This window comes from Paenibacillus terrisolis (assembly GCF_056171975.1).
In genome coordinates this window covers 66,333-90,153 of the sequence record NZ_JBKFGG010000003.1, presented here as the reverse complement: position 1 = coordinate 90,153, position 23,821 = coordinate 66,333, and the positions used below count along the sequence as shown (strand labels likewise).

19 protein-coding genes, 1 pseudogene and 1 other annotated feature are annotated in these 23,821 nt (G+C 51.7%); of the genes and pseudogenes, 15 read left to right on the top strand and 5 right to left on the bottom strand.

Annotated elements, in window-relative coordinates:
• Positions 1 to 117 precede the first annotated feature (117 nt).
• The 4 genes from ACI48K_RS03745 to ptsP all read left to right on the top strand — a co-directional run bounded on the left by ACI48K_RS03745 (position 118) and on the right by ptsP (position 4,352).
• Positions 118 to 630: a shikimate kinase gene (locus tag ACI48K_RS03745; protein ID WP_475026288.1), complete on the top strand. Its 513-nt coding sequence runs from the start codon at positions 118 to 120 to the stop codon at positions 628 to 630.
• 34 nt (positions 631 to 664) lie between these two features.
• Positions 665 to 1,957, top strand: coding sequence for a 3-phosphoshikimate 1-carboxyvinyltransferase (aroA, locus tag ACI48K_RS03740; protein WP_475026286.1), 1,293 nt, complete (start codon positions 665 to 667; stop codon positions 1,955 to 1,957).
• A gap of 51 nt (positions 1,958 to 2,008) precedes the next feature.
• Positions 2,009 to 2,437 carry a CoA-binding protein gene (locus ACI48K_RS03735; RefSeq protein WP_475026284.1) on the top strand — a complete coding sequence of 143 codons (429 nt, stop codon included), beginning with the start codon at positions 2,009 to 2,011 and terminating at the stop codon, positions 2,435 to 2,437.
• 175 nt (positions 2,438 to 2,612) lie between these two features.
• Positions 2,613 to 4,352 carry a phosphoenolpyruvate--protein phosphotransferase gene (ptsP, locus tag ACI48K_RS03730; RefSeq protein WP_475026282.1) on the top strand — a complete coding sequence of 580 codons (1,740 nt, stop codon included), beginning with the start codon at positions 2,613 to 2,615 and terminating at the stop codon, positions 4,350 to 4,352.
• A gap of 56 nt (positions 4,353 to 4,408) precedes the next feature.
• On the opposite strand, the pseudogene ACI48K_RS03725 reads toward ptsP, so the two are convergent.
• Positions 4,409 to 4,953: pseudogene (locus tag ACI48K_RS03725) on the bottom strand (type 1 glutamine amidotransferase domain-containing protein).
• A 228-nt stretch (positions 4,954 to 5,181) separates the two neighbouring features.
• Here ACI48K_RS03725 and ACI48K_RS03720 point away from each other — a divergent pair.
• From ACI48K_RS03720 to ACI48K_RS03705, 4 genes are all read left to right on the top strand, one after another.
• Positions 5,182 to 5,622: a hypothetical protein gene (locus tag ACI48K_RS03720; RefSeq protein WP_475026280.1), complete on the top strand. Its 441-nt coding sequence runs from the start codon at positions 5,182 to 5,184 to the stop codon at positions 5,620 to 5,622.
• A 118-nt stretch (positions 5,623 to 5,740) separates the two neighbouring features.
• Positions 5,741 to 6,085, top strand: coding sequence for a bacillithiol system redox-active protein YtxJ (gene ytxJ / locus ACI48K_RS03715; RefSeq protein ID WP_475026372.1), 345 nt, complete (start codon positions 5,741 to 5,743; stop codon positions 6,083 to 6,085).
• A gap of 107 nt (positions 6,086 to 6,192) precedes the next feature.
• Positions 6,193 to 7,197 (top strand): catabolite control protein A, encoded by a 1,005-nt coding sequence (gene ccpA, locus ACI48K_RS03710; protein WP_475026278.1) that lies wholly within the window; start codon positions 6,193 to 6,195, stop codon positions 7,195 to 7,197.
• A 132-nt stretch (positions 7,198 to 7,329) separates the two neighbouring features.
• Positions 7,330 to 8,046: a 5'-methylthioadenosine/adenosylhomocysteine nucleosidase gene (locus tag ACI48K_RS03705; RefSeq protein ID WP_475026276.1), complete on the top strand. Its 717-nt coding sequence runs from the start codon at positions 7,330 to 7,332 to the stop codon at positions 8,044 to 8,046.
• 38 nt (positions 8,047 to 8,084) lie between these two features.
• Here the strand turns inward: ACI48K_RS03705 and ACI48K_RS03700 are convergent, their stop codons facing one another.
• Together ACI48K_RS03700 and ACI48K_RS03695 are read right to left on the bottom strand one after the other, a co-directional pair.
• A complete protein-coding gene (locus ACI48K_RS03700) occupies positions 8,085 to 9,263 on the bottom strand; it encodes an acetoin utilization protein AcuC (RefSeq protein ID WP_475026274.1) in 1,179 nt (392 codons plus the stop codon).
• A 35-nt stretch (positions 9,264 to 9,298) separates the two neighbouring features.
• Complete coding sequence (locus tag ACI48K_RS03695; RefSeq protein WP_475026272.1) at positions 9,299 to 9,931, bottom strand: GNAT family N-acetyltransferase; 633 nt, start codon at positions 9,929 to 9,931, stop codon at positions 9,299 to 9,301.
• Between the two features lie 299 nt (positions 9,932 to 10,230).
• On the opposite strand from ACI48K_RS03695, the gene acsA reads away from it, so the two are divergent.
• Positions 10,231 to 11,955 (top strand): acetate--CoA ligase, encoded by a 1,725-nt coding sequence (gene acsA, locus ACI48K_RS03690; protein WP_475026271.1) that lies wholly within the window; start codon positions 10,231 to 10,233, stop codon positions 11,953 to 11,955.
• Between the two features lie 247 nt (positions 11,956 to 12,202).
• On the opposite strand, the gene ACI48K_RS03685 is transcribed toward acsA, so the two are convergent.
• Complete coding sequence (locus ACI48K_RS03685) at positions 12,203 to 15,262, bottom strand: transglycosylase domain-containing protein (protein ID WP_475026270.1); 3,060 nt, start codon at positions 15,260 to 15,262, stop codon at positions 12,203 to 12,205.
• A 173-nt stretch (positions 15,263 to 15,435) separates the two neighbouring features.
• Positions 15,436 to 15,713: a binding site (T-box leader), on the top strand.
• A 70-nt stretch (positions 15,714 to 15,783) separates the two neighbouring features.
• Between ACI48K_RS03685 and tyrS the strand changes: the two genes are divergently transcribed.
• On the top strand, positions 15,784 to 17,037 hold the full coding sequence (tyrS, locus tag ACI48K_RS03680; protein WP_475026268.1) for a tyrosine--tRNA ligase: 1,254 nt from the start codon (positions 15,784 to 15,786) through the stop codon (positions 17,035 to 17,037).
• A gap of 615 nt (positions 17,038 to 17,652) precedes the next feature.
• Here the strand turns inward: tyrS and rpsD are convergent.
• The gene (gene rpsD / locus ACI48K_RS03675) at positions 17,653 to 18,252 is read right to left on the bottom strand and encodes a 30S ribosomal protein S4 (protein ID WP_475026266.1); all 600 of its coding nucleotides are present in this window, start codon (positions 18,250 to 18,252) and stop codon (positions 17,653 to 17,655) included.
• A gap of 498 nt (positions 18,253 to 18,750) precedes the next feature.
• Here rpsD and ACI48K_RS03670 point away from each other — a divergent pair, with 498 nt between their 5' ends.
• From ACI48K_RS03670 to ACI48K_RS03650, 5 genes are all read left to right on the top strand, one after another.
• Positions 18,751 to 20,712, top strand: a complete 1,962-nt coding sequence (locus tag ACI48K_RS03670; protein WP_475026264.1) for a sensor domain-containing diguanylate cyclase — start codon at positions 18,751 to 18,753, stop codon at positions 20,710 to 20,712.
• A 160-nt stretch (positions 20,713 to 20,872) separates the two neighbouring features.
• The gene (locus tag ACI48K_RS03665) at positions 20,873 to 21,712 is read left to right on the top strand and encodes a hypothetical protein (protein WP_475026262.1); all 840 of its coding nucleotides are present in this window, start codon (positions 20,873 to 20,875) and stop codon (positions 21,710 to 21,712) included.
• Positions 21,713 to 21,847: 135 nt separating this feature from the next.
• Complete coding sequence (locus tag ACI48K_RS03660; protein WP_475026260.1) at positions 21,848 to 22,963, top strand: aminopeptidase; 1,116 nt, start codon at positions 21,848 to 21,850, stop codon at positions 22,961 to 22,963.
• 82 nt (positions 22,964 to 23,045) lie between these two features.
• The gene (locus tag ACI48K_RS03655; protein WP_475026258.1) at positions 23,046 to 23,291 is read left to right on the top strand and encodes an HPr family phosphocarrier protein; all 246 of its coding nucleotides are present in this window, start codon (positions 23,046 to 23,048) and stop codon (positions 23,289 to 23,291) included.
• Positions 23,292 to 23,506: 215 nt separating this feature from the next.
• A complete protein-coding gene (locus ACI48K_RS03650; protein WP_475026256.1) occupies positions 23,507 to 23,803 on the top strand; it encodes an Fpa/YlaN family protein in 297 nt (98 codons plus the stop codon).
• The last annotated feature ends 18 nt before the right edge of the window (positions 23,804 to 23,821 follow it).

The following is a 23,821-nucleotide window of genomic DNA, read 5'->3' as shown; positions in this document are numbered from 1 at the left end:
GAGCGGCAGTTTCGCTCTCGCGGCGTCTTTTTTTCACCGCAGTGCCTAAAAGTGCCGGCCTATGTTATGATATGAAAAAGCTAAAATTGATATAGAATGGCGAGTAGGTGACGGATGATGAGCGGCCATAAAGCCAATATTGTCCTCATCGGTATGATGGGGACGGGAAAATCGACGGTTGCCGCCTGTCTGGCGGAGAAAACGGGGCTTCGGTTCGTGGATCTCGATTCGGCGATCATAAAAGAAACGGGACACACGATTCCCGAGCTGTTTGCGGAGAAGGGCGAGGGATTTTTCCGGAATACGGAATCTGGCGTTTTAGGGAAAACGCTCGCGGGGACAGGCATCGTGCTGGCAACGGGCGGAGGAGCCGTGCTGCTCGAAGAGAACCGGCGTGTCATGCTGGAGAACGGGCTCGTGGTTGCGCTCGCGGCTACAGCGGACGAGATTGTGGCGCGGGTCGGCGAAGACAAGAACCGGCCGCTGCTGGCCGGAGGGGCCAGGAAGCGGGTAATGCTGCTTCTCGAAGAGCGGAAGCATGCTTACGATTTTGCCCATATCCGGATCGATACGTCGGGGAAAACCGCCGAACAAGTGTCAGATGAGATTTTAATGCATTACCGCGTTTAATGGACAATCACTCGATAAAGGAGAGTTATCATATATGGACGTTATCGTAAGGCCAACGCCTGAACTGAAGGGAGAAATCGGAGCACTCTCTTCCAAGAACTATACGACCCGTTATCTGCTGGTCGCCGCTTTGGCGGAAGGGACAAGCACCGTATACTACCCGGCTCACAGCGAAGACAGCGATGCGATGCGCCGCTGTATTTCGGATCTCGGCGCCGTGCTTGAGGAAGACGAGGAGAAAATCGTTATTACCGGATTCGGCCGCCGTCCGAAGGAAATCAGGGAACTGAACGTGGGAAACGCGGGCGCGGTGCTGCGTTTTTTGATGGCAATTGCCGCGTTATGTCCGGAAATCACTTTCGTGAATACGTATCCCGATTCCTTGGGCAAACGTCCCCATGACGACTTGATCGATGCGCTCGGTCAAATGGGCGTACAAGTCGAACACAACGAAGGGCGGCTCCCGATCACGATTCGCGGCGGGGCTCCCCGGGGCGGCAAAATCCGCATCTCCGGGGCTGTCAGCTCGCAGTATTTGAGCGCGCTGCTGTTTTTGACGCCGCTGCTGGAAGAGGACAGCGAAATCGAAGTGCTGGACGATCTGAAATCGAAGGTCGTTATTGGTCAGACGCTTGAGGTGCTGGAGCAGGCGGGAATCGTCGTGCATGCCAGCAGCGACTACATGCATTTCACCGTGCCGGGCCGGCAGGCTTATCAAGCGAAAACGTATACTGTACAGGGAGATTATCCGGGATCGGCGGCGATTTTAGCCGCAGCGGCGGTGACGAAATCGGATGTCAAGGTGCACAGGCTGGCGGAGCGGAGCAAGCAGGGAGAACGCGCCGTGGTCGACGTCCTGCAAATGATGGACGTGCCGCTGACGCATGTTGACGGCACGGTTCATGTGCAGGGCAACCGCCGGCTGCGGCCGGTCGAGTTCGACGGAGACGCGGCGACCGACGCGGTGCTTGCCATGGTGGCCGCGGCCGTTTTTGCCGATGGGACTTCGAGATTTTATAATGTGGAGAATCTGCGCTACAAAGAATGCGACCGAATTACCGATTATTTGAACGAACTGAAAAAAGCGGGGGCCAAGGTGGAGGAGCGGCAGGCGGAAATTATCGTTCACGGCCAGCCTTCCGGTCTTGAGGGCGGGGTGGAGATCAATGCGCACTATGACCACCGGGTCATCATGGCCCTGACGGTTGTGGGCCTGCGCTGCCGCCAGCCGCTATTGATCAAAGATGCTCATCACGTAGCTAAATCGTATCCGCAGTTTTTTGATCATATCGCTTCGCTTGGCGCGTCCGTGGAATGGGTAAAGTAACTGTAGTATATTTGAATTAATCCAAATCAGCTTCGAAAGGTGGAAACGAAGATGGCATTTGAAAATCCAAGCCGCGAAGAAATCAAGAAAATCTTAGAAAACGCCGGGAACATCGCTGTGGTGGGATTGTCCGACAAAACGGACCGCAGCTCTTATATGGTCGCTCAGGCGATTCAGAATAACGGATACCGGATCATTCCCGTGAATCCATCGGTGACCGGAGAAATCCTGGGAGAGAAAGTATATGCGTCTTTGGAGGACATTCCGGAGCCGGTGGACATCGTCGACGTCTTCCGCCGAAGCGAATACACGCCGGAGGTCGCCAAGGAAGCCGTTAAAATCGGCGCCAAGGTGCTTTGGTTACAGCAGGGAATATTCAGCGAGGAAGCCAATGAGATCGCCTCAAGCGCCGGTCTGACCGTGATTATGGACCGCTGCATCAAGGTGGAAGACAGCCTGTTGATCGGCAAAAGACCTTAAACCTTTAACGACAAATTCCGCGGAAAAATTCGGAAGGTCCACTCCAGCATGGGGCGGGCCTTTTTGTCGCGCGCTTTTTCCTTTGACAAATTTATTAGCCTGGGATTACCATAATGAAATAGAGAGAGGGTATCCTATAGGGGTACCGCACAAGGAGGACATAGGGGGGCAAAGGATGATACAGGGTATCGGCGCAGCGGCGGGAGTAGCGATCGGCAAAGCTTTTGTGCTGCCCGCCTGGGAATGGGATGTGCCAGACCAAAGACTGGAGAAGGTGGATCTCGCCAAAGAGTTCGAGCGGCTGTACGAAGGCATTCGCACTTCCAAAACCGAGATCGAAGTGATGAAGAACGAAATTAAGGAAACGGTGGGAGCCGAAGAGTCGGGAATATTCGACGCTCACATTGCGATATTGGAAGACCCCGTATTCATGAGCGAAATCCAGGGGATCATCGAACGTCAATACAAAGCGGCCGAGGTTGCCGTCAAAGAAGCGATCGACCATTTTGTAACCATGTTTGATTTGTTGGACGACGAATACATGAAAGAGCGGGCGCTTGACATCAAGGATGTCGGGAACCGCTTGCTTAAGCATTTGCTGGGAACGCCGGACGTTACGCTGCCCGCGGATACCCAGCCTTATATTCTGGTCGCCAAAGAATTGTCCCCTTCGCAGCTGGTGCATCTGAATCCCGACAACGTGCTCGGAATGGTTACGATGTCCGGAGGCAAGACGTCCCATTCGGCGATTATGGCGCGGGCGCTGGGCATTCCGCTCGTCTCGGGGCTGGAGCACAAGCTGGAGGACACTTTTCAGACCGGAGACCTTCTGGTTATTGACGGAGATGAAGGCAGAGTTTATCTTGGGCCGGGCAAAGACATCGTGGACCGCTACACCGAGGTGGCCGAGAAGCAGCGCCGCCGAAAAGAACAGCTGCAGCTGCTGGCTTCGGTCGAGGCGGTCACGAAGGACGGCGCCCGGATTCGTCTGGCCGGCAATATCAGCTCGGTGAAAGATCTGGAGATCGCCGTCAAACACGGAGCCGAAGGTGTCGGACTATTCCGAACCGAGTTCCTGTACATGGACCGCGCCACCTTTCCCGGGGAAGAAGAGCAATTTGAAGTTTACCGTCAAGTTGCCGAAAAGGCGGGCGGCCATCCCGTGGTCATACGTACGCTCGACATCGGGGGCGATAAGCAGCTGGAGTATTTCGAACTGCCGGAGGAAGAAAATCCGGTACTCGGATATCGGGCTATTCGCATCAGCCTTGACAGCAAGGGGTTGTTTCAGACCCAGTTAACCGCGATTTTGCGCGCGAGCGCTTACGGAAACGTAAAAATCATGTATCCTATGATCTGCTCTCTGGAGGAAATCCGGGAAGCAAACCGGGTTCTGGAAGATGCCAAGCAGGATTTGGATCGGCGGGGAATAGCCTATAACCGGCAAATTCAGGTCGGGGTTATGATCGAGGTTCCGGCTGCAGCGGCGATTGCCGATTTGCTGGCCATGGAAGCGGACTTTTTCAGCATCGGAACGAACGACCTCGTGCAGTATGTTCTCGCTGTCGACCGGATGAACGAAAAGATCGCCCATTTATACCATACGTTCCACCCTGCGGTGCTGCGGCTGCTGCGCCAGACGGTACAAGCCGCCAAGCAGGCGGGGATTCCGGTCAGCGTTTGCGGCGAGATGGCGGGAGATGAACGGGCGGTTCCGTTATGGCTGCATTTGGGCGTCAGCGATTTGAGCATGTCTCCGCAGTCGCTGTTGCGGGTCAAACACCGCATTCTGAACTCTTCCGTGGAGGAGAGCCATGAAGTGGGCGCGGCCTGCTTCCGTCTAGCTACAAGCAGTGAAATCGAGTCTGAGCTTACCCGCTTTGCGAACGAAGTTTTGGCGAAAAAAGCGATTTAAAATATGCAAAACAAAATGCCGGGGAGGCAAAGACCCCCGGCATTTACTATTCGAAATTAGATTTGTTTATTGTGCAGCGGCATGCCGGCCAGCGCATCGACGAATGCCTTACCGTATGGTGGCAGATCCGGCGGTCTCCGTGCCGATATGATATGTCCGTCGGTAACAACCGGTTCGTCTTTCCAAATAGCTCCGGCATTTTCATGTCATCGCGAATGCCCGGCGTGGATGTTACCGTCACGCCTTTCAGAATCCCGGCGGAAATGAGTACCCACCCCGCGTGGCAAATTTGACCGATCGGTTTTTTGGCCGCATTCAGCTCTTGAACGATTTCCAATACCCGGCGATAACGCCGAAGTTTGTCAGGCGCCCACCCTCCGGGAACAAGGATCCCGTCATAAAGACTGGCATCGATTTCCTCAAACGAAAATTCCGCCTCCGCGGGCACTCCATATTTGCCGATGTATTTTTTCCCTTTCACAGGACCGGCCAGATGGACCGTCGCCCCCTCCTCACGAACCCGATAAATCGGGTACCAGAGCTCCAAATCTTCGAATTCTTCATCAACCAGAGCTAAGATCTTTTTACCAGTAAGTCTCAAATCCGTCGCCTCCCTTTCCTCGACTGCCTTGACGAAATTTTATTTCGATATTTTAATTGTATCAAATATGTAATTTGCTTTCATATCTTGCGGTGGGTGGCATTTTTTCCTGCTATGGTAATTTTGCGCTATTCCTTTCCTGAAGAAGGAATGCGCATGAGCGAGTCGAATAAATATATTATTCATCGCTGCAACTGAATATGCCAAGAACTAAGATGAGGTGATCCTGTGCGCAAACTCTGTCATTGCGGACAAAAAATGAACCTTGGATTCAGGTTGGTCATTTTTGAAGGAACAATCGAAATTGATCGCGTTCCGATTTTCGAATGTGAAGATTGCAGCTATTATGAAGTGCTGCCTGCGGTAAAGCCGGATTTGCTCAATTTGCTGGACACGTTAAAGCAACAGTACGACGGACGGGTGTCTTTTCCGGAAGTGAACGAACTCGCCGATGTCATTTTCGCTATTTACCGGAAGTGGAATCGGGCGGAGGAACTCTCATTTGAAGTTTTGGTTCTGGAGAAATGCGAGGAGCGAATCAACCTGCTCCTGGATCTTTACAGCTTCTCCAAGGATCAGGGCGATTCCGCTTGGATGCAGGATATATCCAAACGTTTGTCCCAGTTGTCCAAATTCGTCAAAGACCGACAATTGTCCCAAACCAATTAGTTTTTTCGCAAATTTTCATGATATTTTTCAAACATTATTTTCTTTTCTTCCCCTTTTTGTTAAGATATCAACAGAACAACCGATGATTCTTTTTTGTTTCAAAAGGAGAGAATTGATGATGTCGACATTGCAGAGAATAACATCCGTACAGGAGCTTCATCATGCTTTGCATCTTTCCTCCGAGCGGCCGCTCCTGCTTTTCAAGCACAGCACAAGATGTCCCATCAGCGCCGGGGCATATCGTGAAGTTGACGCTTATGTTAAAGAAGCGCCGAGTGAAGAGGTTACATACGGGCTTATCCATGTTGTCGAAGATCGGGCGGTTTCGAATGAAGCCGAAAGCGCGCTTGGAGTCAAGCATGAATCCCCGCAGGCCATACTGGTAAAGGGCGGACAGGCTGTTTGGCATACCTCCCATTCCAGGGTTACGAAGGCTGTATTGACAGAGATTCTGGCAAAGTGAAGCGTTATCATTGCACAAAGTAATATTTTGTCGTATCATAAATTTAATTGGAGCAATGGGTATTACCGGATGATCGATTGAAAATCTATGGCAATGGAGAGAAGAATGTGACGGTTACCATTTACGATGTGGCACGTGAAGCAGGCGTCTCGATGGCCACGGTTTCCCGGGTTGTGAACAATAACCCTAATGTGAAACCGCAGACACGGAAAAAAGTATACGAAGCAATTGAGCGTTTGGGGTACCGACCTAATGCGGTGGCTAGAGGACTTGCCAGCAAGAAGACTACCACTGTCGGCGTGGTGATCCCGGACATATCGAATTCGATTTTTGCGGAGATTGCACGTGGCATCGAAGATATCGCCAACATGTACCACTACAACATCATTTTATGTAATGCCGATAAGAAGAAGGAAAAAGAAATCCGCGTCATCAACACCTTGCTTGAGAAGCAGGTGGACGGGCTGCTGTTCATGGGCGGAACGGTAACGGAAGAACATTTGCAGGCGTTCCAGACATCCGCGGTACCGATCGTCCTTTGTGCGACGAGCGATGAGAACGGCATCATTCCTTCGGTGGACATCGATCACGAAGCTGCCGCCTTTGATGCGGTGAGCACGCTGGTTCGTCATGGACATCGGGAGATTGCCATGATCAGCGGGACTTTGCAGGATCCGGCGAATGGTTTTGCTCGCTTTCAAGGTTACAAACGTGCGCTGGAAAAAGCGGGAATTCAGTACCAGGAGGATCTGGTGCGGATCGGAAATTACCGCTACGAATCCGGCGTGGAAGCGATGAAATATTTCCTGGGCCTTAAGAAGCGGCCAACGGCCATTTTTGCGGCTACGGATGAAATGGCGATCGGCGCCATCCACAGCATCCAGGATGAAGGCCTGAAAGTGCCGGACGATTTCTCCATCATCAGTGTGGACAATATTCGTATGGCTTCCATGGTTCGTCCTCAGCTGACTACCGTTGCTCAGCCGATGTACGATCTTGGAGCTGTAGCGATGCGTCTGTTAACGAAGCTTATGAAGAAAGAGACGGTGGACAACCCTCGCGTGGTTTTGCCGCATGAGACAATTTTGCGGTTATCCGTCAGCCATATCTAAGACTTGCTTGATAACGTTAAGAAAATTTAGAGATAATAATTATACACAGAAAAATATATGAAAAAGGTTAAACATGGAAAAAGCTCCCCGAGTGGGAGCTTTTTTAGGTATTCGGCGAAGGAGTTGGAGTGTATGCTGAATCGCATTGGGCTGATGGGTGCGATGGATGAAGAAATCGCTTTGCTGCTGGGGACCGTGGAGCGGCAGGAAACGGCTGTTCATGCCGGGATTCGTTTCGTTAAGGGAATATGGCACGGCCGTGAAGTTGTGGTATGCAAATCCGGCGTAGGGAAGGTGAACGCGGCGGTCACCACACAGCTGCTGATCGATCAATTTGGAGTGGAGGCGGTCTGGTTCACAGGGGTAGCCGGCGCTATGAACCCGGAGCTTAATATCGGCGATATCGTGATTTCGTCTTCCTGTCAGCAGCATGATATGGACGTGACGCCGCTGGGGTATCCGCGCGGTGTCATCCCTTATCAGGAAACCTCGGATTTTCCCGCAGACCGGCAGCTGGTTAAACTGGCTAAACAGAGCTGCGCCCGGATATGCCGGGATCATCATTTTGTGATTGGACGCGTGCTGTCAGGCGATCAGTTTCTGGCCGATCCTGAGTTGGTTGAAGTGCTGTATGGGGCTTTGAAAGGCGAATGTGTTGAGATGGAGGGAGCTGCGCTTGCTCAGGTTTGCCACATGAACGGCATCCCTTACGTGGTGCTTCGCTCCATGTCGGATAAAGCGGACGGCTCGGCCGACGTTAACTTCGCCGAGTTTACTGCGCTTGCATCGCAGCGTTCATTTGAAATCGTGAGCGATATGATTAAGAACTTGAGTTCCGTAACGGAGTAAATAATAAATGCGTATGAGGCGCATTTTTCCGGTTTGAATCAAGCATAGTCCTGAAGCGCAACCGCGAGACTTTCGCGGTTTTTTGCCGTGATTTCCGCTCGCCTGGGGATGCCCTCCCAGCGGCTCAGGTCATCGAGCCACGTACGGGGGAGCGGGACCGGGGACAGCGCCTGCCACTGGCTGATCCAAGCTTCCGGCAGCGGTTCCAGAGGATTCGCGTCCAGACGGCCGATAATCGGATGATGGCTCATTTCCAGCCACAGCAGACTCCAGGCGCGGGGAACAACCCGCCAGAAATCGTATCCGCCTCCGCCCAAGGCAACCCAACGTCCGCTGCAATAGGAATGGGCGAGGTTGTGCAGAATAGAGGGCATTTTCCGATAGATAGCCATGCTGCAGTGCATGTGGGACAGCGGATCCAGAGCGTGGGCGTCGCAGCCGTGCAGGCTGACGATGAGATCTGGCTTGAAACGCTCCGTCAGACGTTTTACCGAAGTCTCGAAACAATCCAGCCAGGAGTCATCTTCCGTATAAGGCTGAAGGGGAAGATTCATGCAGGCTCCATAGCCTTGATGTTCTCCTCGTTCGGATAAAAAGCCGGTTCCCGGAAAAAGATATCTCCCCGTTTCATGAATGGAATAGGTGCAAACGTCGGGATCGGAATAGAAGCTCCACTGCACGCCATCCCCGTGGTGTACGTCTGTATCCACATACAGAATGCGGGCTCCGTAGCGGCGCTTCGCGTAAGCGATGGCAACGGCGGCGTCATTATAGATGCAAAAGCCGGCGGCCTTCGCCGCCAAGGCGTGATGCAGCCCGCCACCCAAGTGAAGGGCATGGGTACACTGGCCCGACATAACCGACTCCACGGCCGTTATGGAGCCGCCTACTACGTGAGAAGCCGCTTCATCCATCCCCGTAAAATAAGGCGTATCCTCATCCAGCAACCCGTATTGCTCCGCCTTGTCGACCCATGCTTGAATGGGGCTTGGGCGGCTTAGCTCCCGCACGGCTTCGATGTAGGCCGGTTGATGGATCCACAACAATTCCTCTTCTGCAGCAGGACGGGACTGCAGCAGGTGGAATGACTCAAGTGCTCCCGAAGCAGTCAGCAGGTCTAGGGTTAGCTGGAGCCGAATGGGGTGGAAGGGATGACTGTCATGGAAACGATAGTCCATGTCATGCTCATGGCGAACAAATAAAGCGCTTCCAGACATGGGGGCACACGACCTTTCTTATTCATCACTTCACTTCAATACATAAAGCGCTGCTGAAACCGGATCCGGTCAAACTGCTCCTCAGATTCCAGCGGGACCTCTTTACCGATGCGGACCATCAGGCAGTTCGCCGGATGGGAGCATATTTCCGGGTCGTCGGTAGCGTACCAGACCATATCTACGGTTTTCATCAGCCGTTCCATCATTTTACGGTAATCCCATACGCTGAGGCCGCTGTTTTTTAAATCCCAATGCCAGTAATATTCGGTCGTAAAAACGATATAACGCTCCATCTGACTGTCTTCGAAAGCCGTGTGGATCATTTGCGATCCGAGCCCCAGGGAACGGTAGTCGTTTGCTACCTCTACGGCCCCCAGCTCGATAAGATCCGGCATTCGGCCTTGAGACCATCGCTCCATTTCATCGGGGTAGTGGAAGGTTACGTAACCGACGATGGTGTTTTCTTCCCTGGCTAGAATAATCCGCCCTTCGGGAAGACCGGCGATTTCGATCAGAGCAGCGTGCTGTTCTTCGGGCCTTCGAAACGCGTCCAGGTCCGAATGCATTCGCAGGCTTTCCAAATGGATAGGGGTGACCGGGCCTTCCAGAACAATCTCGCGATCTTGATGGGGCAGGGTATGGCGGATGTACGTTTTTTGGTGCTCCATTAAACCGCCTCCTTTGCTCGTTCCCCTCACTTATAACAGAAAAATGAATATTTGAAAAGTATAGCCGCTGTGGGAGACGTATGATATAATGATTTCCGACATAAAAAATTCACATATTTTGGATTAATGTGTGATTTTTGACGCAAACAAATAACGATTATTAATTCCAGTCCAAGCGGATGCCTAACTGCTTTATGACGCTGAAAATGACTTTTGATTTACACTCCTATGTATCCGTTTTCATGATTTTCGCTCTAGCATGATGATGGTTTCACACAGAATCAAGGGAGGATGAAACGATGAGTCAACTGCAAGGGGAAATGATTTCGGCGATCGCTCCGTCGGCCAATATGACGAATTATGAAGAGGCTTATGCGGATTTCAACTGGGAGGATGTTGAGAAACAGTTTTCCTGGTACGAATCGGGAAAGGTGAACCTGGCTTACGAGGCGATCGACCGGCATGTCGACGCCGGCAAAGGGGAACGCGTTGCGCTGCTGTACAGCGACCCGGTCCGCCAGGAGTCGATTACTTACGAACAGATGAAGGGATTGACGAACCGGTTCGCCAATGTGATGCGAAGCTACGGGATTTCCAAAGGAGATCGCGTCTTTGTCTTCATGCCCCGAACTCCGGAATTGTATGTCAGTGTTCTTGGCGCCATCAAGGTTGGCGCGGTGGTTGGGCCGCTTTTTGAAGCTTTTATGGAGACGGCTGTCAAAGACCGGCTCGAAGACAGCGGAGCCGTTGCGCTGGTAACGACGCCGGCGCTGCTGCCGCGGGTGAAGCGGGAGGCGCTGCCGCTGCTTAAATTCATCTTTGTCGTTGGCGATGAAGTACCTGCGGAGCAAGGCATTATTGACCTTCGGGCCGAATTGTCCGCAGCTTCTCCGGAGGCCGAGATCGAATGGGTCAACCGGGAGGATGGATTGATTTTGCACTATACGTCCGGCTCCACGGGCAAACCCAAGGGCGTTTATCATGTGCACAATGCGATGCTTCAGCATTATCACACGGGTAGAGTCGTACTCGACCTCAAAGAGAACGACATTTATTGGTGCACGGCGGACCCGGGTTGGGTTACGGGCACGTCCTACGGCATTTTTGCGCCTTGGCTGCACGGCGTAACGAACGTCATTCGCGGCGGGCGCTTCAGCCCCGGCGATTGGTATGACACGATTCAGAAGAATAAAGTTACCGTCTGGTACAGCGCCCCTACCGCGTTTCGGATGCTGATGGGCGCCGGACAGGATATCATTGAGCAGTATGATTTGTCTTCCTTGCGCCATGTGTTGTCGGTAGGCGAGCCGCTTAATCCGGAGGTTGTGCGCTGGGGACTTAAGGTATACGGCCAGCGGATTCACGATACGTGGTGGATGACCGAGACCGGCGGCCAGCTTATCTGCAATTATCCGGCGATGCCGATCAAGCCGGGTTCGATGGGCAAGCCGGTTCCGGGCATCCAGGCCGCCGTTATCGACGATAATGGGAAAGTGCTGCCACCTTACCGGATGGGCAATTTGGCGATTCGCACGCCTTGGCCGTCGGTGATGCGCCTGATTTGGAACAACGCGCCCAAATTCGAAGAATATTTCCGCGTCCCGGGCTGGTACATTTCCGGCGATACGGCTTACGTCGACGAGGACGGCTACTTCTGGTTCCAGGGCCGGATCGATGACGTGATCAACTCCTCCGGGGAGCGGGTCGGCCCGTTTGAGGTGGAAAGCAAGCTGGTGGAGCATCCGGCGGTAGCCGAGGCGGGCGTAATCGGCAAACCCGATCCGGTGCGCGGCGAGATCATCAAGGCCTTCATTTCCTTGCGGGAAGGTTTCACGGCCTCTGAAGAACTGAAGGCCGAAATCGCCCGCTTCGTGAAGGAAGGCCTGTCCGCCCATGCCGCCCCGAGGGAAATCGAGTTCAAAGACAAACTCCCCAAAACCCGCTCCGGCAAAATCATGCGCCGTGTACTCAAAGCCTGGGAGCTGAACCTCCCGGCGGGGGATCTTTCGACGATCGAGGATTAATTGGCGCTTAGAGGGAGGAGGGACAGGATTGGAGCGTGGTTTTAAAAATAGTTAAAAACTATGACAATTATCAAAGTACATGTTATTTTGATTTTTTGTTTCCAGAAGCTCCAAGAAATTTAATTCACGCCGGAAGTAAGTTTGAACTCTTCGAATCGAAAAAAGTTGGCGATGGAGAGATCATTGAATGTTAAAAGGGTTGGATGGTCTGAATAGACCATCCAACCCTTTGTTGTTTGAGAACCGTTTAATTCCCGTAATGCACCGGCGCGGAAGGCGCCGATTCGCCGAGCACGTTGACGGCGGTGACTTGCACCCAGACGTTTGCGGCATCGGTTTTAAACGAGAACTGCGTATTGTCGCTTGATCCGACATGAGAGTAGCTGCCGCCCTCCGAATCGGAGACATATACGTTGTAGCTCGTTACAAGGTCAAGCGGATCATTGGCATTCCAGCTGACCTTGATGTCGCTGCCATCCTTCTGCACGTTCACACCGGACGGAGAGGGAGGAAGCGGGCCGTTCTCATTCGGACCGCCGCCAGGCGTTTGACCGTCGCTTCCCGGACCCGAGATCGACCCGTCCGGCACGCCGTTTCCGACGGTGGCGCTTGGAGCCGATTCTTTGCCGGCCACGTCAACCGCCGTGACGTAATAGGCGCCTGAAGCCGAATCGGCGATGGAGGTTGCATCTCCGACAAGTGCGGTTTTCCCGGTGCTTTGGAAATTCACTCCATCCTCCGATTGGTAAAGACGATACCCTACCACGTCGCTCGAAGCACTCTTATCGAACGTGATCGTGCCGGAAGAGTAGCTTACGTTGGCCGGAGCAGCAGGAGCCTGACCGTCGTCGACTCGAGGATCCGGCTTGTATGGCGCATCCTCTCCCGCATCCTTCGGCATGTAGTAGCTGATCGACTTATGATCGCCTTTCATGGTCTTAAAAGCGTTCTCCAGGTCTTCTACCAGCTCCGCGATCGGTTTCTCCCGCTTCACGACGACTTTCTCCCGCAGCATGTCGGAAGGCGTAGCCTCCTGAGGAACGTAATTCACGTCGTCATAAGTTACGTATTTTGCCCGCACCAGTACGTCGTCCGGTTCGGTAGGCACGTATTTCGCGTTGAAAATGTCGGTGACCATCTTGCCTGCTTGCTGCGTTAATGCGGTCGGCAGCTTGCCGCTGTATCCGGATACCGTTTTGGTTACGATTCCGTCCGGTTTGGTAAACTCCTTCGTGGCGAACAGCTCCGGATCATTGTCGGTAACCTCGTTCATGACGAGCGCCCAAATTTTCCGCGCCCGCGCTTTCCCGGCTTCCGATAGAGTGTTGACCGGCTCGCGATAACCGACCCAAACGCCCAGCGTCACATCCGGAGAAAAGCCCATGAACCAGACATCCGCATAGTTTTGCGTAGTTCCTGTTTTACCCACGACCGGAATTTTGCCGAAGTTTTTAAAATCGCTCTTGATCGATTTCCCGGTTCCGTCTTTAACGACCGTGCGCAGCATATCCGTCATCAAATAAGCCGTTTGCTTGGAATAGACGCGCTGCGGATCGGTTTCGTGCTTGTAAACCACATTGCCTTTGGAATCCAGGATTTTCTCGATCATGTACGCATCGTTGAATTCTCCTCCGTCTGCGATGGAACTGTAAGCATTGGTCAATTCCTCGACCGTTACGCCATACTTGAGTCCGCCGAGAACACCGGTTTGCGCGCTGTAGTCTTCGGGCTCAATGGTGGTAATCCCAAGCTTCTTCGCAAAATCCCACGCTTTGTCGATACCGACGACGTTGTTGAAAATTTTGAGCGCAGGGATGTTCCGCGATTCATTAAGGGCGGTCCGGGCCGTTACCAGTCCCTTGTATCCGCCGCTCGAGTTAACCGGAATGTGGAAGCCTTTTTGATAATCTTTCAAAATAATCGGCGAGTCGTCGATGATGCTGGCAGGCTGGATCATTCCCGCTTCAATCGCCGGCAAATACGCGGCGATCGGCTTCATCGTCGAACCGGGCTGCCGTTTCATTTGCGTCGCGTAGTTCATTTGCTCCGTGTAGAAATCGCGGCCTTCGATCATGCCGAGAATGGCGCCGGTCCGGTTGTCGATCATCATGCCGGCGACCTGCTCCAGCCCTTTGGTTTTGCTTTCCGGGCTGAAGTTGTCGGCATTGTCGGATATCCTGTGCATGGAGTTGTAGACTTTCTTGTCGATCGTCGTGTACACGCGATAGCCGCCGGTGAGCAGCTCCTGCCGGGCATTTTCAAGGATTTGAGGATTGTTCTCCACTTCGTCCTTGGTCATGTCCGGATTGTTCAGCATAGCGATGACTTGAGCGCCCTGCCGTTCGGTTTCCAGCATCAGGTAAGGGAAAGTGTCATATGCCTTTTGAGTTTGTTGAGCCAGCGAACCTTTAATGTCGAAGGCGACGGCTTCGTCGTATTGCTGCTGTGTGATTTTATTTTCTTCGAGCATCCGCTGGAGCACCAGACGCTGCCGTTTGAGCGCGCGGTCAAAAGCATCCTGGTTAAACTCTCCTTTGCCGTTAAAAGCCGAATACGAAGAAGGAAGCTGCGGCAAACCGGCCAAATAAGCCGCCTGCGCGATGTTCAGCTTGTTCAGGTCGGTCACGTTGAAAATGCCTTTGGCGGCCGCTTTGATCCCGTACACCTGATAGCCGTTGGAGCCGTTTCCGAAAGGAACCTTATTCAAATAAGCCGTGATGATTTCATCTTTGGACAGAAAACGCTCCAGCCGCAGCGCCAGCAGCATTTCCTTGATCTTCCGGTCATCGGTCTTGTCTAGGTTCAGGAAAACGCGCCGTGCCAGCTGTTGAGTTAACGTACTTCCGCCGGTTTGAACGCTTTCATGAAGCAATCTTTGCTTAACCGCGCGCAGCGTTCCTTTGAAGTCAATCCCGATGTGATTTTCAAAGTTGTTGTCTTCAATCGCGATGACCGCATCGAGGACAAATTGGGGGATTTCCTTGTAAGTAACGGGCCGCCGGTCTTCCTCGGAACGGAGCTGGCCGATAGGCTGTCCATCGCGGAAATAAGCAAAGCCGGTCATTTCGTTGTAATTGATTTTTTGTTCGATGTCGGCACGCGATCGTACCGGATCATCCTTTACGATGGAGGACACATATCCGAATGCGGCCCCTCCCGCAAACAGAATACCGGCAATTCCGAGCAAAAAGAGCCAGCCCAGCGTAACCCAGACCCAATGTCCCTTTTTGTGCTTGCGGGACGGTTTCTGTTTCCGGGATTCACGTTTCAATCTCTTGCCGGAGTTTTTATCGTTCTCATGAACCATGCATTATCCTCCTTTTTAACAGCAACATTATAGCATAAAAACGGCGGCTTGGATGAATTTTCAACCTATTTGCCCTTGTTCCGACAAGTGATTTGGGGAGATTCGCAATCCGCAGCCGTCAAGGTTTGACTTGAGAAATGCTTATGTGTTATAAAATATCTAAATGCATATCGACAAAGGCTTGGAAAGACTCAGTAGAAGGCGGAATCCCGCTGCTCAGAGAATCGGTGGCTGCTGCGAACCGAATGGGCGGATCCCTTTTGAATTACCGTCTGGAGCCGTCCGGGGGAATTCGTTTCAGTTGAACGATAGTAGTCCGGCACCGGGATGACCGTTAAAGGAATGAAGTGAAAACCGCTTCGGGAGGTCTGCAGGGCCATGTATCCGCAGAGCTTTCGGTTGACGGTTTTAATTAGGGTGGTAACGCGAGCGGCTCCTTCTCGTCCCTTGGGATGAGAAGGAGCTTTTTTGCGTTTGCCGGATATTTAGCGATTGGAAGTAAACCTAGGAGGAATGAACGAATGAAATGGGAAGAACTTACGGTTGCCCAGCAGGAGGAAGTGGAGCGCCAACTCGGCGTCATTTCCAGGGGTGTCGTTGAAATCGTGCCTGAAGAAGAATTGAAGCAAAAGCTAATGAAATCGGTGGTAACCGGACAGCCGCTGAAAGTAAAGCTGGGGCTTGACCCGTCCGCGCCGGACCTTCATGTCGGGCATACTGTGGTAATGCAGAAGCTGCGCCAATTTCAGGATCTTGGTCATGACGTCAAGCTTATCATTGGCGACTTCACAGGGCGGATCGGCGATCCGACCGGCAAATCCGAAACCCGCAAGCAATTGACCGAAGAAGACGTACAGCGGAATGCGGAAACGTACCGGAAACAGCTGTTCAAAATCCTCGATCCGGAAAAAACCAAGGTTCATTTTAACTCCGAGTGGCTTGCGCCAATGACCTTTGCCGATGTCGTTAAGCTTTCGGCGAAGGTGACGGTGGCGCGTATGCTGGAGCGTGACGATTTCACGAAGCGCTATCAAAGCGGCCAGCCGATCAGCATCCATGAATTTTTCTACCCGCTGATGCAGGGCATGGATTCCGTGGCGCTGGAAAGCGATATCGAGCTTGGGGGGACCGATCAGAAGTTCAATTTGCTGATGGGCAGAACGCTGCAAAAAGAATACGGCAAAGATACTCAAATCGCCATTATGACTCCGATCATCGAAGGGTTGGACGGCGTTCAAAAGATGAGCAAGAGCCTTGGCAATTACATCGGCATCGATGAAGAACCGAACGAAATTTACGGCAAAGCGATGTCCGTTCCGGATGAACTGATGATGAAATATTTCGAGCTCGCCACGGATTTGACGAATGAGGAGCTTACGGTTTTGGCGGAAGGTATCGAACAAGGGACCATGCATCCGCGTGACGCGAAAATGAAGCTCGCGCATACGTTCGTTCGTATGTACCATGGCCTTGATGCGGCGGAAGCGGCTCAGGAGCACTTCATTACCGTCTTCCAACAGCGTGCGCTGCCGGAAGACATTGAAGAAATCGAAGTTTCGGCCGAGGAGCTGGAGGACGGCAAAATTCGCCTGATCAAGCTGCTCACGCTGATCGGTTTTGCTTCATCCAACGGGGAAGCGAAGCGCAGCATTCAGCAGGGCGCCGTCAAGCTGAACGAAGAGAAACTGACCGACCCGAACGCCGAAATCGAGCTTGCGGGCGGCGAGGTAATTCAAGTCGGCAAACGGAAATTTGCCAAGCTGCTGCGTAAATAATATGCAAGCCGAAGCGGCGGCATGGATGGGTTAATAGCTGAGGGTTAAGCATAAGCAGTTCACGGCGTCATTTCGGTGGCATAATGGTAAATACTCAATGGCCGGTTTCCGAAGGGCGAGTTTTCAATACCCGGTATCGCTTGAGTAGCGGGATCAGCGGCCTGAAATGTTGCATTTTGTGCAAAATTTAGAGGGATTATTGGGTTTCCACAGCAGAAAATGCTGCATTAATTGCAGCATTTTCTGCTTTTTTAGTAGCAAATTGGCCAAATAGGGATGGAAATATTGCATAAAATGCAACAATCGTCTGAATAGACCGGTAAAGGACAATAATTCTTGCACAAAGTACAACATTTCCAAAGTCTGCGGGACAAAAACGTGCGGACGATTGCGGAGTAAGAACCGGATGCGAAGTAGTAGGTTGAGCCGAGCCGAGCGACCATGGGCCAGTACATAAGCGCGTCCACACCAAGAGCTTATTAAGGAAGGAAATGCTGAGGTGTGACGCGATGTGGAGAAGGGCTAAGGCTCATTTGAGCGGCGGAAATATCGGCTCTTTCAATATAAAAAAACGGCCCGAAGTCGCAATGACTTGGGCCGTTTTGCAATTCAATCTTAACGGTTGTAGAATTCGACGATTTGTTTTTCATCGATGTCTTGGGACAGCTCGGAACGTTCAGGCAGACGGATCAGTTTGCCTTCCAAAGCGGTATCGTTGAATTCCAGGTAAGCCGGAAGATGCGAGCGGTTTTCCAAAGCTTCTTTAATGGAAGAAAGGCCGCGGCTTCTTTCGCGAAGGCTGATAATGTCGCCAATGCTTACACGGTAGGAAGCGATGTCGACTTTTTTGCCGTTAACGGTTACGTGACCATGGGATACGAGCTGACGTGCGCCTGCACGAGAGTTTGCGAAGCCCAGACGGTAAACGAGGTTGTCCAGACGGCTTTCAAGCAGGAACATGAAAGTTTCGCCCGCGATACCAGGCATTTTTTGCGCTTTTTCGAACAAAGTGCGGAATTGTTTTTCGCCCAATCCGTACATGTGGCGCAATTTTTGTTTTTCAAGCAATTGAGCTCCGTAGTTGCTTATTTTTCTGCGTTGGCTAGCGCCGTGTTGTCCCGGAGGGAAAGGGCGTTTCAAATCTTTGCCTGTTCCGCTCAAGGAAATGCCGAGACGGCGGCTGAGTTTAAATTTAGGACCAGTGTAACGTGCCATTGTATAGGTAGACTCCTTTGTAATGGAAATTTTCGGTGTAGGGTTCTACTTGCGCGGGTCTTGTTTGGCTGAGCGAAGGATAGATGAAAATTCGCTCACTGACAAGAAAGTTCAGCCGCTGTCTTGTCAGCAACAAGAACCCGAGAGGGTGCTCGCATGCGTTACGCCCTAATCAAGACTCTATCCAGTCTTTTTCAACAATATATATTATATGAAACCATGACATAAAGTCAATACGAGGTTTTTGTTTGAAAAGCAGTTTTTTTGTCGATAGGGCTTTTGTCCTAAAAAAATGGGTTAAAATCATGGAATTATAATGCAAAACCGCAGGGAAGATAGTAAAATGAAATCTGGAAAGCAGAAATGGATAAGTGCAGGAAATTGAATGCATTTTGGGCAGGATCCACAGGCACAAGCAATATATATTACATTCCCGCAGCCGAAAAGCGGTGAAAAGGGGCTTTCTCCATGTTAGACCAATCCAGGGGTAACCCGGCGATGAATATGAATAATGCTTTCAGCCTGCCGATGCTTGAAGATAGAGAACATACAACGGAAATGTCATGGCTACAGCTGATTGATATTACGGAATATGACTATCCTTACATAAAACCGCTGATCCTGAACGGATATGAAGATTGGCGCTCCCAGACGAACGAGCTTTACGATAACGATGAAGCCCGTTTTTTCGTTATGGACCATCAAGCAGAAATATTCGTAAGCGAGTATGAATTATCCGGGAACGGTGGTCCAATAAGTGAAGACAAAGTACAGATATTACGGGAAGCGGCGGTTCGGTGTGTTTCGGATCGCACGGTTGTTGCCTTTCCTCATCAGGAAGCGCTGATTGTGGTAGCACCGATTTTTACGCGTACTGAGCCTCAATTATTTGCCCTGCTCGGCTGCCGTATGGCGGGCTATGATGCCCCTGTGGCGGTTAAGCTCGTAAAATCGGCTGCGCAGCATTTTCGGACATGCTTTTATAAAAGTCTGGAGGCTTTGCTCGTGTCCGATCTGCTGCAGGTTCAGCAAAAGGCCAAACGCGAGGAGAATCGTCGTTCCATGCTGTTTCGGGTGGTGCAGAAGCTTCATGACAAAATTGACGTCGACTCTGTGTTGACGGAAATTTTCGAAACCGTTGCAGGAATGTATCCCGACGCCCAGCTTGAGCTGTTGATGTCTCAAGACCATCACAGCCGCGATCCTCGCGTTAAATCCTTACAGCTTCAAGGAGAGGGAAACCGGATGTGCGTAAGCGCCTTTATGGAAGGACGGTTGCTGCGTAAAGAGAGGCAGGACGCCGACGGGAAACCCGAATTGGAAATAGCGGTACCGCTGATCGGCAAACAAGGCGTTTACGGCGTGTTTCATCTGCTGATCGGACGGGATATTATCGATGAGGTTGACGTTCAACTGATCAGCATGCTGGCGGACACGGCGGGAACGGCCTTCGAGAATGCCAAGCTGTACGAGCAGTCCAATTTGCTGATCGGCGAACTCAGGCTGATCAATGAACTAACCAAACGGCTTAATCAAAGCCTGCGGTTGAAGGAAGTTTTCAAGTTTGCGACGGAAGAGCTGCTTTCGATCCTCAAAGCGGAGTTTTGTTGTATCTCGCAGCTCAACCCGGAGAACGGAACCTTTGAAATTATGTCAAGCAACGTTCCTGAGCTTTCCAATCAATTTTTCCCGAAGGACTATGGGTTCAGCGGTCTTGTTTATTCCACGCATGAACCGATCATCCTGTCGGACTATCGGGCTTACGGTAAAGTCAACTCCCAAATGATGGAGATGACAGGGGCGCGGTCGTTGATTGCGACACCTTTAATCGTTCGGGGCGCGGTTAACGGGGCGATTTTGCTTGCTCATCGGCAAAGCCGATTTTTTTCATACGACAATTACAAGCTGCTTCAGCTTCTGGCTTCACATATCGGTCTTGCCATCGCCAATGCCTCGCTGCATGCCGAGGTGCGCCGCATGGCCAACCGGGACATGCTGACAGGACTTTACGCTCGCCATTACGTGGACGATGCGATTCAGGAGTTTCAGAAGAAAGATGTGACCGGCTCGCTCATCATCGTGGACATCGATCAGTTCAAGCAGGTAAACGATACATTTGGACACCAGACCGGCGATAAAATCTTGAAGCAGGTGTGCTCCATCATTAGAAGTTCGATCCGTAAAACCGACGTCGCGGCACGATGGGGCGGGGAGGAATTGGCTATTTATTTGCCGGGAGCCGATGCGGATAACGGATATGAGGTGGCGGAAACGATTCGGCTCCGTGTTGCGATGGACACGGACCCTCAGGTCACGGTTTCATGCGGTATTGCCGAATGGGTTCGGACGGACGACAAAGTCAGCGTTGAGTCGCTTTTTTATCAAGCGGACATGGCCTTGTATAAAGCGAAAAATAACGGAAGAAACCAAACGCAGGTCGCCGATCGCGACTATGCATGAATGTGAAGGAAATCACCGGATCCGTCGGAGCGCCCGAAAGGCGTTCTTTTTTTCGCATAGTTTTACAGGCCGCGGGACAGGCTACAGCTGAACATCTCATTTCCGAACGGTTAAAAGGCAAACAAGGTGTATCTTCGAAAACGAGGGGCGCTTAAGTGATATGGGCGTGTGGCGATGTCGAAAGATCATTATAGCGGGAATCGTATTGACGATTCTATCCGGCTGCGGGCTGCAGGGTAAAAAATCTCCGGAAGAGTGGTTCAATTTGACATGGGCGGGGCTTGCGGGAAGCGATGCGTTGACCTTTCACGGCTATGCGGCGCTGCAGCGGGGAGATCAGCCACCGGAGGAAGAAAGCTGGAGCTATACGGGACAACTGAAACGTCATCATGAGCTGAGCATGCGTACTGTGGTTCCCCAAGGAGAGGTCACTCCTCTTCCTCAAGCCGCCGGAGTAAAAGCTCAAGCTTCTTCCGCTCATGAGGTTAAGCTGCTGTGGCAAGGAGGGAGCTGGACGCTGCAAGGAAACGAGGGGGACGTTCTTGCCCGGAGCATGTCCCGGTTTAATCCGCTGGATCAATTGCAGGATATCCGGGAATTGAAAAAAACGATCAAAGCCGAAAGCGGTGCAGCCCGGGGAACAAAAGTGCTGCGGATCGAGCTTGATCCGGCCGAAGCCAAGGAGAGAATCGCAGCGAGATTGGAGAAAGAGATGGAGAGCCTGAAGGGCGGCTGGGACAGCAAGTTGGCTGGGCTTTCGGCGAAGCAGCGGAACCGGGCCGAAAAAGAATTGTCAAGCATTTGGACGACGGGCAATGAACAGCTTGCCCTGAAGCTCTCGCAAATGGAGACGGATGTGGTCTACCACCTGACGATCAACAGTAAAACGGGCCTTCCCTCAAGGCTTACGTCAGAGACGCAGGTGATCTATCCCAATGTATTTGGTGCTTCGGAGCAGGAGGTGTTGTTTACGGACAACCGCTTCGGAAATTATAAATGACACATCGTGGCATGGCTGACTTCCCGGGATGGCCGTGCTACAATAGAGAAGAATTAACCAATGGTTAGCCACGCGGGTTCCCGGTTTGAGCCGGGCAAAAAGCCCGCTATATTTTTTGAGGAGGCGTTAATCGCAATGCGAGATCCTAGAATTCAGAAACTGGCGGAGAATCTGGTCGGTTACTCCGTCAATGTGCAGCCGGGCGAGAACGTGCTGGTTGAAATGATTGGGGACGAGCGCGATTTGCTCAAAGCCGTCATCGAAGAAGTAGGCAAAAAGGGCGGAAACGCTTTTGTGGAGATTACGGACAAGGCCGTGCAAGGCACGCAATTGAAAGCGACCACCGAAGAAGGCATCAAGGCTTGGGCGGAATATGACCTCAAGCGCATGCAAATGATGGACTGCTACATCGGGATTCGCGCCGGCTCCAACGTCAACGACATGTCCGACGTGCCTGAGGACAAAATGAAGCTGTACAACTCGCTTTACTCTCATCCGGTACATAGCGAAGAACGGGTTAAACGCACGAAGTGGGTGGTGCTTCGCTATCCGAACGCAAGCATGGCGCAGCTCGCCAACATTAGCACCGAAGCCTTCGAAAATTTCTATTTTGACGTATGCAATCTGGATTACGCCAAAATGGACCGCGCTCAAGATGCCTTGGCGGATTTAATGAAACGCACCGATAAAGTACACATCGTCGGACCGGGAACGGACATCTCCTTCTCGATCAAAAATATCGGCGCCGAGAAATGCTCCGGCCAAAAGAATATCCCGGACGGTGAAGTATACAGTGCTCCGGTGAGAGATTCCGTGAACGGCACGATCAGCTATAACGCAGCTACGCTGTACAACGGGGTAACCTTTGAAAACATCAAGTTCCGCTTCGAAAACGGGAAAATCGTAGAAGCGACCAGCAACGATACGAAACGGATCAACGAAATTCTGGATTCGGACGAAGGGGCAAGACACATCGGGGAATTTGCGATCGGCTTCAACCCGTACATCCTGCACCCGATGAAAGACATTTTGTTCGACGAGAAAATTGCCGGCAGCTTGCACTTTACGCCGGGGCAAGCCTATGAAGATACGGACAACGGCAACCGTTCATCCATCCACTGGGATCTGGTGCTGATTCAGCGCGAAGATTACGGCGGCGGCGAGATCTATTTTGACGATGTGCTGATCCGCAAAGACGGTATTTTCGTCCTTCCGGAACTGTTGCCTTTGAACCCGGAAAACCTGAAATAACAAGAAATCTCCTTGCTAGGAAAGCGGATTCAATGTATCATTAGGGTATGCTAATTCCAAAGTAAATCACGGAGGGATCTCTATGGCCACGAACAATGAAGCGGTAGTGGAAATTGCCCAAACAGCAGGCAAATTTACTTCTTCCATTGTATTGCAAGCTGACAACAAGTATATCGACGTAAAAAGTATTCTCGGCCTCTTTACTACACTCGTGAATACGCAAAGCTATGAACTGCATGTTCATGGTCCGGATGCCGATGAAGCTAAGAAAGCTGTAACCGAAGTATTTGCCAAACACGGCTTGAACGTGAAAGTGGTAGCGGAATAATTGCGAAGAGAGAGACACTCCTGCCTAAATCGGCGGGAGTGTTTTTTGATAAGTTCCTGACTCATCTTTAATGCGAGGTTCGCTTTGCGGAAGGGATTTTAGGTTCGGGCGGGGAAAAGCTTAATTTGCAGAGGTTCTTGTATTGCCCTTCATTTTCGACTAATATTAAGAATAGAGTAGATGAGTAACGATTTTGGACATAGGGGGGAAGAAGCATGACTTCATCTGATTTGCAGGAGCAACTCAATCTTAAAGCGCTTAATCTGCTTAAAGAAGACGCAGATAAAATAGAAAAGCTGATCGAAGTACAGATGGAGAACCTGGCCACGCGTTACTGCCCTCTCTATGAGGAAGTGCTGGACACCCAAATGTACGGTTTCTCCAGACAAGTCGACTACGCAGTACGTATCGGGTTGATTCAGGAGCCGGTGGGCAAGCAGATCATCAGCAGACTGGAACGGAATTTGGCCTCGCTCTACGAAGCCATGAACAATAAAGAGAAGCCTGTTTGAGAGAACGGTGCGTATACA